Raw genomic sequence first — 16366 nt, forward strand, 5'->3', positions numbered from 1 at the left:
CGATGGACGGCCAGGTCAAGGTTGCGGTCATCTACTACAGCGCGACAGGCGTCACCTACCAGATGGCGCAGGCGGCCTGCGAGGCCGCCGGTGAGGCGGGGGCCGAGGTGCACCTGCGCAAGGTGCGGGAGTTGGCGCCCGACGAGGCGATCCGCTCCAACGCGGGTTGGCAGGCGCACCGGTTGGAAACCCAGGACGTGATGGAAGCGGAGATCGACGACCTGGCCTGGGCCGACGTGGTGATCTTCGGCTCCCCCACCCGGTACGGCATGATCGCCGCCCAGCTCAAGCAGTTCATCGACACCACTGGCCCGCTCTGGGCCAACGGGGCGTTGGCTGACAAGGTCTACAGCGGCTTCACCTCCACCGCGACCTCGCACGGGGGCCAGGAGTCGACCCTGCTGTCGCTGTTCACGATCTTCTACCACTGGGGTGGTGTGGTGGTCACCCCTGGTTACACCGACCCGAGCCAGTTCGTCGCCGGCAACCCGTACGGCGCCTCGCACACCAGCAACAACGGCGAGGTCGCCCCGGATCATGTGGCGCTCGCGGCCACCGCGCTGACCGCGAAGCGGGCGGTCCGCATCGGTGGTGCCGTCAAGCGTGGCCTCGCCGGCTGAGCCCTGCCGGAGCCCCCGGCCGGGCCGCACCACCCCACCCGCCACCGGACCGGGCCGGGTCGGACGGGTGACCGGTGGACCGGGCGGGGGCTCTCGACCCGTGCGGTCCACCGGTCAGCGCTGTGCTACCCGTGTTCGGCGTCGCCGTGTGCCGTCAGGGCCGGTCGGGCCAGCAGCTGCCCCGACAACTCGGCCAGGACCGCGAGCCCGTCCCGGCTGAGCACCGACTCCGGGTGGAACTGCACCCCGGCGAAGGTCGCCCCGCGTAGCGCGTGCACCGACCCGTCCCGCGGGTCCCGGGCCAGCTCCACCGGCCCGTACGGCGAACCGGTCCGGTCGGTGGCCGACCGGGCGGTGAACGTCGAGTAGAAGCCCACCAGACGCGGCACCCCGAACATCGACACCTGCCGTTGCAGCCCCTGGTAGGGCGCTGCGCGACGGTGCAGCGTCAACCCCAACAGCCCGCTGAGCAGCTGATGCCCCAGGCACACCGCCAGGGTGGGAAGGCCCGCGTCGAGCCGCCCGGCCAGCAGCCCGCGCAGGGCGGCCATCTTCGGGTCGTCGACCGCTCCCGGGTCACCCGGCCCGGGGCCGACCACCACCAGGTCGTACCCCCCGTCGTCGCCGGGGGTGTGCCACGGCCGGACGTCCACCGTCAGGCCCAGCGCGCGCAACTGGTGGGCGAGCATCCCGGTGAAGGTGTCCTCGCCGTCGACCACCAGCGCCCGCCGGCCGACCGCCCCGGGCAGCGTCGTGGCGCCGGGGGCCCGCTGGTCGAGCCAGAACCGGGCCAGCGGGGCGTTGCGGGCGGCGAGCACCGCCCGTACCTCCGGATCGTCGGCCAACCGCACCGGCGGGTACGGGCCGACGGCCGCCGCCTGCGGCCCGAGCCCCAGCGCGGCGAGCACCCCGGCGGCCTTGGCGTGCGTCTCGGCGACCTCGCCGGCGGCGGTGGAGTGCCGGACCAGGGTCGCCCCGACCGGCACCCGCAACTGCCCGGCGGGGGAGATCTCGGCGGTCCGGATCAGGATCGGCGCGTCCAACGTCTGCCGGCCCTCGGCGTCGCGGCCCAGCAGCGCCAACACCCCGGAGTAGTAGCGCCGGCCGGTACGTTCGTGCCGGGCGATCACCCGGCAGGCGTTCTGCATCGGGCTGCCGGTCACCGTCGGGGCGAACATCGTCTCCCGCAGCACCTCCCGGACGTCCCGGGTGCCCCGGCCGGCCAGCAGGTACTCGGTGTGCGCCAGGTGCGCCATCTCCTTGAGGTACGGCCCGACCACCTGGCCGCCGTGCTCGGCGACGCCGGCCATCATCTTCAGCTCCTCGTCGAGGACCATGTACAGCTCCTCGACCTCCTTCGGATCGCGCAGGAACCGCAACAACCCGTCCCGGTCGGCGGCCGTCCCGGTGTGTCGGAAGGTGCCGCTGATCGGGTTCATCATGACCAACCCGTCGTCGACGCTGACGTGCCGTTCCGGGCTCGCGCCGACCAGGGTCCGGGTGCCGGTGTGCACCAGGAACGTCCAGTACGCGCCCCGCTCGTCGCGCAGCAGCCGGCCCAGCGCCGCCAGCGCGGCACCCAACGGGGCACCCTGCACGGTGGCGTGCAGGGTGCGGTGGATGACGAAGTTCGCCCCCTCGCCCCGGCCGATCTCCTCGGCCAGCACCCGTTCGACGATTCGGGCGTACTCGTCGTCGTCGACGTCGAAGGCCGCGCCGTCGGTGACCACCGGCCCGGCCGGCAGGGCGGCGAGCAGGTCGGCCAGCGGCAGTTCGACGTGCCCGGTGACGGTCAGGTACTCCAGCGGGACGCCGTCGTCCACGCACTCGAAACCCCGCTCGGCGATCTGCCGGTACGGCACCAGCGCCAGCGTCCGGGGGCCGGGACCACCCTCGGGCAGCGGCAGGTCGGCGAGCCGGTCGGCGACGCCCACCGGGCCGGTGAACAGGTCGACGTGGTCGACGCCCTCGCGGCGGACCAGGGCGAACGGGCCGGGGTCCACGCCGTCGGCGACGGCGGCGAGCAGGTCGTGTGGGCGGTTCATCGGGTTCTCCTCCGGGGTCGGGACGCCTCGTCGTCGGGCGGCCCCGGTGCCGGGGAGAGAACCGTCGGCCGCCTCGTCGGGCGGCCGCGTGAGATAGCTACGCGCGGGGGGTGGCCGCCGGGTCGGCGGGCCACCAGCAGGTCAGGTGCGCGGGCATACCCACACCCTAGGCGGCGCACGGGCGGCGCGGAAGGGCGTTCCCACCCGGAACGCCGGGTACCGTGACCCGCGATGAACATTCTCGCTCTCGACCTGGGCACCTCCTCGGTACGCGGACTGGTGCTCGACGCCGACGCCGATCCGCTGCCGGGAGCGCTGGCCCGCCGCAAGGTGCACCTGACCGTCGCCGAGGACGGGGCCGGCACCCTGGACGCCGCCGGTTACCTCGCCGGTCTGACCGAGTGCCTGGACGAGTTGGCCGCCGGCGGGCACCTGCGCGACGTCCGGCTGGTCGCGACCTGCGCGCAGTGGCACTCGGTGGTGCCCCTCGACCGCGCCGGCGACCCGCTCGGCCCGGTACTGACCTGGTTGGACACCCGGCCCACGCCCCCGCCCGGGGCGCGGGGCCCGGCCGACCCCGAGGACTTCCACTGTCGTACCGGGGCATGGTGGCACCGCTGCTACTGGTCGGTGCGGCTGCCCTGGCTGCGGGACCGGACGGCCGGGGCGACCCGGTTCGCCGGCCTGGTCGAGTACGTCCTCGGCCAACTGCTCGACAGCGCGCCCATGTCGGTGTCGATGGCCTCCGGCACCGGCCTGCTCGACCTGCGTCGGCTGGACTGGGACGCCGAGGCCGTCGCGTTGGCCGGGGCCCGGCCGGGCGACCTTCCCGCACTGGCCCCGATGGACTGGCACGGCCGGTTGAGGGCCGAGCACGCCCGGCGGTGGCCGCAGCTCGCCGGGGCGGACTGGGCCGCCCCGGTCGGCGACGGGGCCGCCTCCAACGTCGGCTCCGGCTGTGTCGACCCCCGCCGGGCCGCTGTCACGGTCGGCACGTCGGCCGCGGTACGGCTGGTCCAGCGGGTGCCGGCCGGAACGGCGCTACCACCCCTGCCCGACCGGTTGTGGCGCTACCGGGTGGACCACGAGTACGTGGTGACCGGCGCGGCGTACTCGTCCGGGGGGAACCTGTTCGCCTGGGCCGAACGGGAACTGCGCCTGCCCGAGGGGGCCGACCTGGAGGCGGCCCTGGCCCGGGTGGCACCGGACGGGGTGCTCGCGGCGAACCCGCGACTGGGCGGGGACCGGCCCCCCGGTCTGGCCCCGGCCGGCTCCGGTGCGGTGCGTGGGCTCAGCTTCTCCAGCACCGGGGTGGACATTCTCGCCGGTCTGATGACCGGGCTGTGCCGGATGGTCGCCGACGACCTGGCCGTGCTGGAGTCCGGTGTCGACTCTCCGGTCGAGGTGGTGCTCGGCGGGGGAGCGGTGACCGCCTCCGCGTGGTGGCGTGCCGCGTTCGCCGCCGCGCTCGCGCCGCGACCGGTCCGGCACCGGGCCGAGCGGGAGATCGGGGCCACTGGCGCCGCGCTTGTCGCCCTGGGCCGGGTGCCCGACGCGGCCCGGCTCGCCGGCACCGGCCGTACGGAGGAGGACCCGTCACCGACCTCGGCCGTGGAGCCCGGTACGTCCGCCCGATCGGATGCCCCGTCGACCCGTTGACACAGCTCCCGGGCCTGGTTGGATGGACCGGGCTCCCCGTCGTGGGGACGGGGACCGAGGAGGCGAGTCGTGGACGCAGGTCCCGATCCGACACCGAGCGCGGCGTTGACGCCGGGCCGGAACCGGTTCGACGAGCGGGTGGTGCCGCACCGACGGCGCTCGCCGTTGCGGTTGCGGGACTGGCGGATGCGGACCAAGCTCGCCACAGTCCTGGTCATCCCGTCGGTGGCCTTCCTGGTGCTGGCCGGGGTGCAGGCCGCCGGGCTGGTCGGGCGGACCAGCGCGCTCAACGACTTCGCCCGGCAGGTAGGCATCGGGCAGCAGATCACCACGGCGGTGGACCGGCTCCAACAGGAACGGGACCGGACGGCCGGTGAGCTGGCCGTACTGCGTCAGGCGGGGAACGCCGCCGACCGGGACGCGGCGCTGCTCGCCCTCCGCCCGCTGCACTCCGCGACCGACACGGCCTTCGGCGAGCTGCGTGCGGCGGCCGGGCCGCTGGCCGACTCCGACGCCGCCTGGCAGGTCGCCTACGCCGAGGCGCTGGAGGCGTACGACCAGGTGGTCTACATCCGGGCGGCGGTGCCGCCGGCGGTGTTGAGCAGCGACACCATCCTCGGCAACTACCACCGGGCGGTGGAGGCGCTGCTCGGCCTGCTCGCCGAACCCGACCCGGGACCGGACCGGCCGGAGCTGACCGACGCGGTGCTGCGGTACGTGCAGCTGGCCCGGGTCAAGGAGTTGTCGTCGCGGATCCGGAGCCAGCTGTACGCCGCCGCCCGGGCCGGCCGTTACGGCCTGGAGGACCAGGTGAACCTCACCGACCTGCGGGCCCAGCAGTTGGCCGCGTTGGGTGCGTTCCGGGTCGCCGCGACCACCGCCCAGATCCAGGCCTACGACCGGACCTCCCGCGACCGGGCGTTCGTCGACGCCACCCGGCTGGAGGAGAAGAGCATCACCACCGGCGGCACCGCCCTGCCCGCGGTGCTGCCCGCGAACCAGTGGTGGACGGCCAGCGAGCAGCGGCAGGAACTGCTGCGCCAGTTGGAGACCCGGGTGCTCGACGACGCGTTGGTCCGGGCCGACGAGGTCAGCGGCGCACAGCTGCGCACCACCCTGCTGGTGCTGGGCGGCATCGTGGTGGTGCTCGCCCTGGCGGTGCTGCTGGCCGCGCTGGTCGGCCGGTCGATCGCGAACTCCATGCAGCGGCTGCGTGACCAGGCCCTGCGGATCGCCCAGATCGAGCTTCCCAACGCCCTGGACCGGCTGCGTGCCGTCGACGGCGGGGTGCCGAAGATCGACGTGCCGCCCGCCGTGGTCCGGTCACTCGACGAGATCGGCGAGTTGGCCGAGGCGTTCGTGGCGGTGCACCGCAGCGCGGTCAGCGTGGCGGTGGAGCAGGCGGAGACCCGCCGTACCGTCAACGCGATGTTCGTCAACCTGGCCCGACGCAGTCAGGTGCTCGTGGAGCGGCAGCTGGAGCTGTTGGACGACCTGGAGCGGGAGGAGGCCGATCCGGACCAGTTGGAGAGTCTGTTCAAGCTGGACCACCTGGCCGCCCGGATGCGTCGTAACGACGAGAGCCTGCTGGTGCTGGCCGGCACCGATTCCACCCGGCGGTGGAACCGGCCGGTGCGGCTGGGTTCGGTGCTGCTCGCCGCCAGTGCGGAGATCGAGCAGTACCAGCGGGTCCGGCACGAGTCGGTGGCCGACCTGTACGTGGTCGGGCACGCCGTCGGCGAACTGGTGCACCTGCTGGCGGAGCTGCTGGAGAACGCCACCGCCTTCTCCCGGCCGGACACCCTGGTCCGGGTGACCGCGCGGGCCGAGGGCGGCGGTGCGGTGGTGGAGATCGCCGACGCCGGCCTCGGCATGAGTCCCACCGCGTTGACACAGGCCAACACCGTGCTGGCGGCCCCACCGGTGGCGGACGTGGCGGCCGTCGAACGGATGGGCCACTTCGTGGTCAGCCACCTGGCCGCCCGGCACGGCGTCGGGGTGCGGCTGGCCGCCGCCGGGCAGGGGCTGGTGGCCCGGATCGCGCTGCCGGGCACCCTGCTCGCCCCGGCGCCCGCCGTGGAGCTGGACGCGCCGGCCGGGCAGCGGGCCCTCACCACCTTCGCCCCGGTCAACGCGGCGCTGCGCCCCGTCGAGGCGTCGCGTCAGCCCGGTCCGGTCCGCCCGGCCGACCTGCCGGTGGCCGGCCGTCCCCCGCAGCAGTGGCCGGGGGTGCCGGACCAGCGGCCCGGGGCGCCGGCCGCACTGCCGGTACGCGCCGCGGACGTGCCGGCGCCGGCCGACGGGGGTGGTGGTTGGTGGTCCCGGGAGGGGCCGGCACCGTCCTCACCGGTGTCGCTGGGGGAGAGCACGCCGGCACCGCCGGTCGTCCCGGTGACCGGTGGCACCAACGAGCGGGGCCTGCCGGTACGGGTGCCGATGGCCCAGCTCAGCTCGGTGACCGAGCCGGCCCGGCCGGCGGCGGCGCGGGTCCGCGAGGACCCGGATCCGGAGGCGGTGGGCGGGATGCTGTCCCGGCTCTACAGCGGCGTCCGCCGGGCCGAGGCCGAGGAGACCACCGAGTTAATCTTGCCGCCGGGTGTGCGCAGCGAAGGAGGACGACAGTGATGACACTGAGCCAGGAGGCGCGGGACCTGAACTGGCTGGTCAACGCGTTCGCGGAGCGGGTGCCCGGGGTGGCCCACGCGGTGGTCGTCTCCTCGGACGGGTTGCTGGTGGCGATCTCGGCGCAGTTGCCCCGGGACCACGCGGACAAGCTGGCCGCGGTCACCTCGGGGCTGATGAGCATCACCGCCGGCGCGGCCCAGATGTTCGACGGGGACATCGTCAAGCAGACGGTGGTCGAGATGGGCCGGGGTTACTTCCTGGTCATGCAGATCCGGGACGGCTCGATCCTGGCCACCCTGGCCGGCGCGGACGCGGACATCGGCGTGGTGGGTTACGAGATGGCCCGGCTGGCCAAGCAGGCCGGTGAGATGCTGACCCCGGCGTTGCGGGCGGAACTCCAACAGGCCCTGCCCCGCTGACCGGCCCCGGGTCGGGACGGTTCCGGGGTGCCGGGGCGGACTCCACCCGGGCTCCCGGGCGGGGTGCCGGGCCGGACCGCTCCCACGCGGTCCGGCCGTGCCGGTGTGTCTCTCCGTCCTCCGACGGCGCCCTACAGGCCGTTGTCCCGGATGACCTGGCGGTACCAGTGGGCGCTGCGCTTCAGGACGCGCCGTTGGGTCGGGTAGTCCACGTAGATCAGTCCCCAGCGCTGGTCGTACCCCTCGGCCCATTCGAAGTTGTCAAGCAGTGACCAGACGTGGTAGCTCTCCAGCGGTACGCCGTCGGTGACGGCCCGGTGGGCGGCGGTGAGGTGGTCGCGCAGGAAGGCGATCCGGCCGGCGTCGTCGACGGTGCCGTCCGGGCCGAGGGTGTCCGGACAGGGCAGGCCGTTCTCGGTGACGGTGATCGGGATCGACCCGTAGTCGCGGGTGACCCGGGTCAGGATGTCGTACATGCCCTGGGGGTAGATCTGCTGCCAGTCCGCCTCGCTGGTGGGCCAGCGGGTGACGGTGTTGCCGTTTCCGGTCAGGTAGAGCGGGGTGTAGTACTGCACCGCGAGCAGGTCCACCGGGCTGGCGATGATCGCCAGGTCACCGTCGCGGATGCCCTTGACCATCCGGCTGTCCGGGCCGAGGTCGGCCAGCACGTCGGCCGGGTAGGCGCCGGTGAGGACGGAGTCCAGGTAGAGCCGGTTCTCGTACCCGTCGTGCAGCGTGGCGGCGGCGGCAGCGGCGGCGCTGTCGTCGGCCGGATAGCACGGGTGCAGGTTCAGCGCCGGGCCGATCCGGGCGTCGTGGCCGGTGGCGCGCAGTGCGCGGACGGCGAGGCCGTGGGCGAGCTGGAGGTGGTGGGCGACCAGGTAGGCGGCGTCGGCGTCCTGCCGGCCCGGGGCGTGGTGGCCCCAGAGGTAGCCGTTCTGCACCACGGTCTTCGGCTCGTTGACGGTCAGCCAGACCGGCACCTGGTCGCCGAGGCCCCGGTAGACGGCGTCGGCGTAGTCGGCGAACCGGTGGGCGGTGTCCCGGTTCTCCCAGCCACCCTTGTCCTGCAACGCCTGCGGCAGGTCCCAGTGGAAGAGGGTGACCATCGGGGTGATGCCGCGTTCGTGCAGCCCGTCGACCAACCGTTTGTAGAAGTCGAGCCCGCGCTGGTTGGGCTTGCCGGTGCCGTCGGCCTGGATCCGGGGCCAGGAGACGGAGAACCGGTAGCTGCCCAGTCCGAGGTCGCGCATCAGGTCCAGGTCGTCGGCCCAGCGGTGGTAGTGGTCGGCGGCCACGTCACCGGTGTCCCCGTTGCGGGTGCGTCCGGGGGTGTGGCTGAAGGTGTCCCAGACCGACTCGCCCCGGCCGTCCTCCTTGGCGGCGCCCTCGATCTGGTATGCCGAGGTGGCGGCGCCCCAGCGGAAGCCGGGCGGGAAACGCAGTGCGTCTTCGCGGGGATCGGCGGTCGGTTCGCCACCCTTCGGCGCGTCGCAGCCGGCGGCGAGGACGCCGGTGGCCGCGGTCAGGCCGACGCCCCCGGCGGCGGCGGAGAGCCCGGCGCCGGCGGTGGCGGTGGCGGAGAGCGCGGCGCGTCGCAGCAGGCGCCGTCGGGTGAGTATCGACATCGGTGTTTCTCCTCAGGGTGCGGGCCACCCCGACGGCCGGGAGCGCTCCCAGCGCGGGCGTGCGACGGCCCCGCCGCCTCGGGGGCGGACCGCCAGCCTAGAGGGCCGCGCGCGGGCGGCCGGGATGGGGAATTGGGGGTGTGCCGGCCGCCACCGAAGGACGGACGGCCCAACTGCCGAGGGGCAGATAGCGATCGAGGCCGCCCGGGTGGCGCGCACGCCTGACCCGTCGGCCTCTTTTCCCGTCGAGTACGGGGGTTTAGTGTGGGGACGGGGGAGGGCAACCCCCGTCCCCACCTGTGTTGCACACACGCACGCTCGAATTGGCGTCCGGCCGTGCGTGTCGCGCGGGAGCCGGGCCACGCGAGTGGCTCTGGTTCCACCTCCCTCCATGATGGTGGGTTTTCGGCTGGCGACGGTGTCCGGGCTGGCCCGTCGTCAGCCGTTCGGGCTGAACCCCGTGGTCGGGCGACCACGGTTCTGACCTTCTCTTGTTGCATCTCCGTCGATGGAAGCGCTCCCATCGGCGATGCTGCGACTGTAACGCCCGTCACGGCTTTGTGAAAGCCCCTAAACGAGATCGAAACATCGACCTGCGTTTCGATACTGGCAGTTGTCGTGGGAGCGCTTCCATGGCAGACTGTCGAATCAACGCAGCGGAGCCAGACACGCGCGGAAGATGGGTCGCCGAGGGCATCCGGGTCTCCCGGACGGCACCCGAAGGAACGGCACGGCCGATCGAGTGGCCGTACCCCGTCCTGCCCCGGCCCACCGGCCGGACCGACCACCATTCCGGCGCCTCCGTCCCCCCGCGCACCCCTGTTCCCGCGCGTGGAGGTGCCTCCGCCGGGGCCCGCAGCCCCGGCCCGGTCCGAGGAGACACCGCGCACATGAGACTCATGGCAAGACGTCGCCGTACGGCGATGCTCGCCGCCACCGCACTCGCCATCGGCGGGGTGGGCCTGCCGGCCAGCGCGGCCCAGGCCGCGCCGGCCTGCGACGTGGTCTACGCCACCAACGACTGGGGCAGCGGCTTCACCGCGAACGTCACCATCAAGAACATGGGTGACGCGCTCAGCAGCTGGTCGCTCAAGTGGACCTTCCCGAACAGCAGCCAGCGGGTCACCCAGGGCTGGTCGGCGAAGTGGAGCCAGAGCGGCAGCGAGGTCACCGCGACCAACGAGTCCTACAACGGCAGCCTCGCCACCGGGGCCTCCACCACCATCGGCTTCAACGGCTCCTACTCGGGCAGCAACCCGAAGCCGACCGCGTTCACCCTCAACGGCACCCCGTGCAACGGCACGCCGGCCAACCAGCCGCCGACGGTCTCCCTCGGCGTGCCGTCCGGCCCGTTCACCGCGCCGGCCGACGTGCCGCTGACCGCCACCGCGAGCGACCCGGACGGGACGATCAGCAAGGTCGAGTTCTACCGCAACGGCCTGCTGGTCAACACCGACACCTCTGCGCCGTACGCGTACACGCTGACCTCGCTGCCGGCTGGCAGCTACACGGTCCAGGCCAAGGCGTACGACAACGCCAACGGCATCGGCGTGTCGGAGAAGTCGTTCACCGTCGGTGCCGCCACCGGACCGGTGCTGGTCGCCACGCCGTCCACGGTGAGCGTCAACGAGGGTGGCAGCACCACCTTCAACCTCAAGCTGAGCGCCGCGCCCTCGGGCAACGTGCCGGTCACCCTCACCCGCGCCGGTGACACCGACATCACGGTCTCGCCGTCCACCGTCACGCTGACCCCGAGCAACTGGAACACCGGGGTCGCCGTCACGGTCTCCGCGGCGGAGGACGCCGACACCGCCGGTGGCGCCGCCACCATCACCGCGGCCGGCACCGGAGTCGCCTCGGTGGTGGTCACCGCCACCGAGATCGACAACGACACCCCCGGTGGGGACAACGCCTACGTCGCGAAGTTCCTCGACCAGTACGGCAAGATCAAGAACTCGGGCTACTTCAGCCCCGAGGGCGTGCCGTACCACTCGATCGAGACGCTGATCGTCGAGGCGCCCGACCACGGCCACGAGACCACCTCGGAGGCGTTCAGCTACTGGCTGTGGCTGGAGGCCTACTACGGCCGGGTGACCCAGAACTGGGCGCCGTTCAACAACGCCTGGACGGTGATGGAGAAGTACATCATCCCGTCGCACGCCGACCAGCCCACCGCGGGCGTCGCCGGCACCCCGCAGTACGCCGCCGAGTACAACCTGCCCAGCCAGTACCCGTCGGCGCTGAACCCGAACATCTCCGTCGGTCAGGACCCGCTGCGCTCGGAGCTGCAGTCCACCTACGGCACCGGCGACATCTACGGCATGCACTGGCTGATGGACGTCGACAACACCTACGGCTTCGGTCGCTGCGGCGACGGCACCACCAAGCCGGCCTACATCAACACCTTCCAGCGCGGCACCCAGGAGTCGGTCTGGGAGACCGTCCCGCAGCCGTCCTGCGACACCTTCAAGCACGGCGGCCAGTACGGCTACCTCGACCTGTTCGTCAAGGACTCGGGTGCCCCGGCCAAGCAGTGGAAGTACACCAACGCCCCGGACGCCGACGCCCGCGCCATCCAGGCCGCGTACTGGGCGCAGACCTGGGCCAAGGCGCAGGGCAAGCAGGCCGACGTCGCGGCCACCGTGGCCAAGGCCGCCAAGATGGGCGACTACCTGCGGTACGCGATGTACGACAAGTACTTCAAGAAGATCGGCAACTGCGTCGGGGCCAGCACCTGCCCCGCCGGCACCGGCAAGGACTCGGCACACTACCTGCTGTCCTGGTACTACGCCTGGGGCGGCGCGTACGACGCCAGCGCGGGCTGGTCCTGGCGGATCGGTTCCAGCCACAGCCACTTCGGTTACCAGAACCCGTTCGCGGCCTGGGCGATGACCAACGTGAACGAGCTGAAGCCGAAGTCCCCGACCGCGGTCGCGGACTGGCAGAAGAGCCTCGACCGGCAGCTGGAGTTCTACACCTGGCTCCAGTCCGCCGAGGGCGGCATCGCCGGTGGCGCCACCAACAGCTGGGACGGTAGCTACGCCCAGCCGCCGGCCGGCACCGCCACCTTCTACGGCATGTTCTACGACGTCGACCCGGTCTACAACGACCCGCCGTCGAACCAGTGGTTCGGCATGCAGGTCTGGTCGATGCAGCGCATCGCCGAGCTCTACCTGGAGACCGGCAACACCAAGGCCAAGGCCCTGCTCGACAAGTGGGTGCCCTGGGCGATCGCCAACACCACGCTGGGCACCAACTGGGCGGTCCCGTCCGAGCTGAAGTGGACTGGCCAGCCCGCCAACTGGAACCCGAGCAGCCCGGCGACCAACACCGGCCTGCACGTCGAGGTCAGCTCCAAGGGCCAGGACGTCGGCGTCACCGGCTCCTTCGCCCGGACCCTGATCGCGTACGCGGCGAAGTCGGGCAACACGCAGGCGAAGACCACCGCCAAGGGTCTGCTGGACGCGCTCTCGGCGGCCAGCGACAGCAAGGGTGTCTCGACGACGGAGACGCGCGGCGACTACAAGCGCTTCGACGACGTCTACAACGCCACCGACGGCCAGGGCCTCTACGTGCCGCCGGGCTGGACCGGGAAGATGCCCAACGGTGACACCATCGCCGCCGGCAAGAGCTTCCTGGACATCCGGTCGTTCTACAAGAACGACCCGGACTGGCCGAAGGTCGACGCGTACCTCAAGGGCGGCCCCGAGCCGACGTTCAACTACCACCGGTTCTGGGCCCAGTCCGACATCGCCATGGCGTACGCGGACTACGGGATGCTGTTCCCGAACGGCTGAGTTGACCCTGCCGGGTGGGTGGCGCGGCGCTGCCCACCCGGAGGCCGACCGGGCCCGGGGGAGCGGACAGCCCGGTCGGCGGGCGGCCTGATTCCCACGGTCAGGCCGGGGGTGGGTCGATCATCTGGCCGACGCAGCGGATCGGTCGGCCCACCCCACCATCCCTCTTCCCTGCCACGATGGGAAAGCCGCGAAAAAAGAGGGCGCGCGGGATAACGCGACGCCGTATGACGGAGTACCGTGTTGATCGGAGAGGCCGCTCCCCCCGTGGCGGCCTCTCCATTAACGTTCCCGCCCCCGGTCTGCCGGGGCACCGGTCGCTCACCGCGACTCCGCCGGAGCACCGGCCGGCCCCGCACCTCACCCGGTCCCACGCCGGCTCTGACGGGGCTCCACCCCGCACCTCACCCCGGCTCCACCGGGTGGCGCAGCCCCGGATGACCGGCCGGCAGCGAGCGGCGGATCACCACCCAGCTCACCGTCAGCGCCGCCGCCACCAGCGGCCAGGTCAGCGCGACCCGGGCCACGGTCAACGCGAGCACCTGCCCGCCCAGCCACAGCGGCAGGAACACCGCCACCCGCACGGCGTACGTGGCCGCCCACACCCAGCTGCCCCGCCCGTACGCCCGCAGCAGCGCCGGGTCGCGTCGCCACCGCCCCCGCTGCCGCAGGGCCGCCCCGACGACCACCCCGAGCAGCGGTCGGCGTACCACGATGCTGACCACCCAGACCAGCGCGCTGGCCAGGTTCGAGAAGACCTGCACCGCGAAGAAGTCGACCGCCCGGCCGGTGCGCAGCGCCACCACCGCGGCCAGGCAGACCGCCAGCAGCCCGATCAGCACCGCCCGGGGACGGTCCCCGCGCCGCCACCGCCACAGCGCCACCGCCGTGCCGACCAGCACGGCTGCGGCCACCCCGCCGACGACCGAGCGTCCGGTCGCCAGCCAGCCGATCGTGAACGCCACCGGCGGCAGGGTCGCGTCGACCGTGCCACCCCGCCCACCGAGCAGACCGGCCAACGACTCCACCGGCTCCGGTGCCGACGGGTCCGGCAGCTCCGGCTGCGGGGTCGACGGTTCCCGTGCGGCCCGGTCCGCTGCCTGCTGGTCCGCTACTGGTCGGTCCGGTGCCGCGCGGTCCGGTGTCGCCCGGTCCGGTGCCGCCCGGTCCGGTGCCGCCCGGTCCTGGGCCGCCCGGTCCTGGGCCGGTCTTCCGTGCTGCGGTGTGCCGGTCACCGTCACCTCCCGTGGTCCGGATGCCAAGTATCCGCACCGGATCGGTGGCCCCGCGCGCGACGGGCCGGGCTTGCCGCTACGGTGTGCGGGTGCGAGCGACGGCAAGGGGTTGGACCGCGGTCTGGTTGGTCGTACTGGCGTTGGTCCAGGCGGCCGCTCTGCTGCTGGTGTGGCGCTTCGCCGTGCACACCGGCACCGGGCAGTGGCTCGACACGGTCGCGTTGACCGGCAACCGGATCGGTCAGGACCGCATCGACGGGCTGGTCAGTCGGATCCTCAACGCCATGTCTGTGGTCTCCCTGCTGGCCGCCACCGTGGTGATCTTCTTCATCGCCCTGATCAGGGGCCGCAAGGCGCTCGCCATCTCGGCCACCCTGGTGATCGCCGGGGCGAACGTCACCACCCAGGTGCTCAAGTACGTCATCGACCGGCCGGCACTGGGCATCGACCCGCAGCGCGACGGGGTCGGCAACAGCCTGCCCAGTGGACACACCACCATCGCCGCCTCGGTGGCGCTGGCGCTGATCCTGGTGCTGCCGGCCAAGGTGCGCGTCGTCGGCGCGTTCCTCGGCGTCGCGTACGCGGCGGTCGCCGGGGTGGCCACCCTCTCCGCCGGCTGGCACCGGCCCAGCGACGCGATCGCCGCGTTCCTGGTCGTCGGGGTCTGGGCGGCGCTGGCCGGTCTGCTCCTGCTGATCTTCCAGCACGAGCAGGCGCAGGTGGCCCCGGACGACGCGCACAAGGTGGCCGCCACCGTGCTCGGCGTCGGCGGTCTGCTCGCCGTCCTCGGCTGCGGGCTGGCCCTGTCCGGCCTGCTCGACCAGCAGCAGGTGCCGGTGGACGAGCTGGGCCGCCGCACCCTGTTCATCGGGTACGCGGGCAGCGCCGCCGGCATCGCCGGCACCATGGGGGTGGTGGCGGCGCTGGTGCTGCTCTCCGTGCACCGCCTGGTGCCCCGCTGGAAGGGCTAACGCCGGTACGTCCCCACCATGGTGCCGCTGGCCAGTTGCCGGCCGGCGAGCGCCGCGTGCACGTCGGCCGCCTGCGGCTCGTCGGTCAGGTCCAGCGGACGGTCCAACGCGTACAGCCGGAAGAAGTACCGGTGCGCCTCCTCGCCCTGCGGCGGGTGCGGCCCGGCCCAGCCCGTCGTCCCGAAGCCGTTGGGCCACGCCCGAGCACCCCCGGGCAGGGTGCCCTCGGCCACCCCGTCCGAGGTGGGGGAGATGCCGGTGACCAGCCAGTGCAGGAACGGGCTGCGCCCGGCGTCCGGGTCCTCCACCAGCAGTAGCAGTTCGGTCGCCGTCGACGGCACGTCGGACCACTGCAACGGCGGTGACACGTTGCCGCCGTCCCGGGCGAACCGCCCCGGCAGCAGGTCGTGATCGGTGAACGCGGTGCTGCGCAGCATCAACCCGGCCATCTGGCGACCGCCCCCTCTCCTCGACCCGGCGCGGGTACCCGGGCGCACGTCGACGAAACCGGATGCGAGGCTACGACCATGGGCGCAGCACGGTCGGCGGGCGGCATCGAGGCGGTAAGCACGGCGTTCCGCGACGAGTGTGCCCAACTGGACACGATCCTGCGTACGCTGGCCGTCACGGACCTCGACCGGCCCACGCCCTGCCCACCCTGGGCGGTGCGGGACCTGGTCGCCCACGTCCGTACCGGTGCCGGTCGCCTGGTCGACATGCTGGCCGCGCCCGCGCCGCCCCGCGCCGAGGTCGACGCCGCCGGCTACTTCGGTGCCGCCAAGTTCACCCCGCAGGTCGACGCGGCCCGGATCGACAGCGCCCGTCGGGCGGCCCGCGACCTCCCCGAACTGGCCGGACCAGGTGAGGCCCCTCGACTGCCCGGGCCTCCCACCGGTCCGGACATGGCGGACGATGCCCGGTTGCCTGCCGACGTGGCGGTGTACAGGATGTCGTTGACAAGCGTCGACTTGCCCGAGCCGGAGACCCCGTTGACGACCGCGGCGGCCTTCACCGCTGCCTGGCGGGCCACCGACGCGGCCGTGGCGGTGCAGCCCGCCGACCGGGTCGTCCGTACCCGGCACGGTGACCCGATGAGCCTGCCCGAGTTCCTGGTGACCCGGGTGGTGGAGGTCGGTGTGCACGGGTTGGACCTGGCGGTGGCCCTGAACCGCGAGCCGTGGCTCACGCCCACCGCCGCCCAGGTGATCGCCGATCTGCTCACCGGAGGCCGGCCTGTCCCGGCCGGGCTCGGCTGGGACAGGCTCACCCTGATCCGCAAGGCCACCGGCCGTGCCCCGCTCGCCGGCCGGGAACGGGCGGTGGTGGCGGCTGCCGTCCGCTGGCTGTCCTTCGGCGGTTGAGCGAAG

11 protein-coding genes are annotated in these 16366 nt (G+C 73.1%); 7 read left to right on the forward strand and 4 right to left on the reverse strand.

Going from position 1 to position 16366, the window contains the following annotated elements:
• Positions 1-2 precede the first annotated feature (2 nt).
• Positions 3-620, forward strand: coding sequence for an NAD(P)H:quinone oxidoreductase (gene wrbA, locus OHQ87_RS04380; RefSeq protein WP_328345177.1), 618 nt, complete (start codon positions 3-5; stop codon positions 618-620).
• A gap of 125 nt (positions 621-745) precedes the next feature.
• Here wrbA and OHQ87_RS04385 read toward each other — a convergent pair whose 3' ends face one another.
• A complete protein-coding gene (locus tag OHQ87_RS04385; protein ID WP_328345179.1) occupies positions 746-2665 on the reverse strand; it encodes a chorismate-binding protein in 1920 nt (639 codons plus the stop codon).
• A 231-nt stretch (positions 2666-2896) separates the two neighbouring features.
• Between OHQ87_RS04385 and OHQ87_RS04390 the strand changes: the two genes are divergently transcribed.
• From OHQ87_RS04390 to OHQ87_RS04400, 3 genes are all read left to right on the forward strand, one after another.
• Positions 2897-4324, forward strand: a complete 1428-nt coding sequence (locus OHQ87_RS04390) for an FGGY family carbohydrate kinase (RefSeq protein WP_328345181.1) — start codon at positions 2897-2899, stop codon at positions 4322-4324.
• Positions 4325-4393: 69 nt separating this feature from the next.
• Positions 4394-6949: a sensor histidine kinase gene (locus OHQ87_RS04395; protein ID WP_328345183.1), complete on the forward strand. Its 2556-nt coding sequence runs from the start codon at positions 4394-4396 to the stop codon at positions 6947-6949.
• On the forward strand, positions 6949-7368 hold the full coding sequence (locus OHQ87_RS04400) for a roadblock/LC7 domain-containing protein (protein WP_244253239.1): 420 nt from the start codon (positions 6949-6951) through the stop codon (positions 7366-7368). The genes OHQ87_RS04395 and OHQ87_RS04400 overlap by 1 nt, the downstream gene beginning before the upstream one ends.
• A 131-nt stretch (positions 7369-7499) precedes the next feature.
• Here the strand turns inward: OHQ87_RS04400 and OHQ87_RS04405 are convergent, their stop codons facing one another.
• Positions 7500-8996, reverse strand: coding sequence for a GH1 family beta-glucosidase (locus tag OHQ87_RS04405; protein ID WP_328345185.1), 1497 nt, complete (start codon positions 8994-8996; stop codon positions 7500-7502).
• Between the two features lie 890 nt (positions 8997-9886).
• Between OHQ87_RS04405 and OHQ87_RS04410 the strand changes: the two genes are divergently transcribed.
• Positions 9887-12793, forward strand: a complete 2907-nt coding sequence (locus OHQ87_RS04410; RefSeq protein WP_328345187.1) for a glycoside hydrolase family 48 protein — start codon at positions 9887-9889, stop codon at positions 12791-12793.
• Between the two features lie 404 nt (positions 12794-13197).
• Here OHQ87_RS04410 and OHQ87_RS04415 read toward each other — a convergent pair whose 3' ends face one another.
• Complete coding sequence (locus OHQ87_RS04415) at positions 13198-13848, reverse strand: DUF3159 domain-containing protein (protein ID WP_328348741.1); 651 nt, start codon at positions 13846-13848, stop codon at positions 13198-13200.
• A gap of 263 nt (positions 13849-14111) precedes the next feature.
• On the opposite strand from OHQ87_RS04415, the gene OHQ87_RS04420 reads away from it, so the two are divergent.
• Positions 14112-14999 carry a phosphatase PAP2 family protein gene (locus OHQ87_RS04420; protein ID WP_328345189.1) on the forward strand — a complete coding sequence of 296 codons (888 nt, stop codon included), beginning with the start codon at positions 14112-14114 and terminating at the stop codon, positions 14997-14999.
• Here OHQ87_RS04420 and OHQ87_RS04425 read toward each other — a convergent pair.
• On the reverse strand, positions 14996-15448 hold the full coding sequence (locus tag OHQ87_RS04425; protein WP_328345191.1) for a YbhB/YbcL family Raf kinase inhibitor-like protein: 453 nt from the start codon (positions 15446-15448) through the stop codon (positions 14996-14998). The two genes, OHQ87_RS04420 and OHQ87_RS04425, sit on opposite strands and share 4 nt — an antisense overlap.
• A 78-nt stretch (positions 15449-15526) precedes the next feature.
• On the opposite strand from OHQ87_RS04425, the gene OHQ87_RS04430 reads away from it, so the two are divergent.
• On the forward strand, positions 15527-16360 hold the full coding sequence (locus tag OHQ87_RS04430; RefSeq protein WP_328345193.1) for a maleylpyruvate isomerase N-terminal domain-containing protein: 834 nt from the start codon (positions 15527-15529) through the stop codon (positions 16358-16360).
• Positions 16361-16366: the final 6 nt, after the last annotated feature.

It is taken from the genome of Micromonospora sp. NBC_00421, from assembly GCF_036017915.1.
In the GTDB taxonomy this organism is placed as follows: Bacteria; Actinomycetota; Actinomycetes; order Mycobacteriales; family Micromonosporaceae; genus Micromonospora.

Bases quoted from the DNA above. Each gene is read 5' to 3' on its own strand.
- OHQ87_RS04385 (WP_328345179.1), bottom strand. From the start codon at position 2,665: ATGAACCGCCCACACGACCTGCTCGCCGCCGTCGCCGACGGCGTGGAC.
- OHQ87_RS04430 (WP_328345193.1), top strand. From the start codon at position 15,527: ATGGGCGCAGCACGGTCGGCGGGCGGCATCGAGGCGGTAAGCACGGCG.
- OHQ87_RS04410 (WP_328345187.1), top strand. From the start codon at position 9,887: ATGAGACTCATGGCAAGACGTCGCCGTACGGCGATGCTCGCCGCCACC.
- OHQ87_RS04400 (WP_244253239.1), top strand. From the start codon at position 6,949: ATGACACTGAGCCAGGAGGCGCGGGACCTGAACTGGCTGGTCAACGCG.
- wrbA (WP_328345177.1), top strand. From the start codon at position 3: ATGGACGGCCAGGTCAAGGTTGCGGTCATCTACTACAGCGCGACAGGC.
- OHQ87_RS04425 (WP_328345191.1), bottom strand. From the start codon at position 15,448: ATGGCCGGGTTGATGCTGCGCAGCACCGCGTTCACCGATCACGACCTG.
- OHQ87_RS04390 (WP_328345181.1), top strand. From the start codon at position 2,897: ATGAACATTCTCGCTCTCGACCTGGGCACCTCCTCGGTACGCGGACTG.
- OHQ87_RS04405 (WP_328345185.1), bottom strand. From the start codon at position 8,996: ATGTCGATACTCACCCGACGGCGCCTGCTGCGACGCGCCGCGCTCTCC.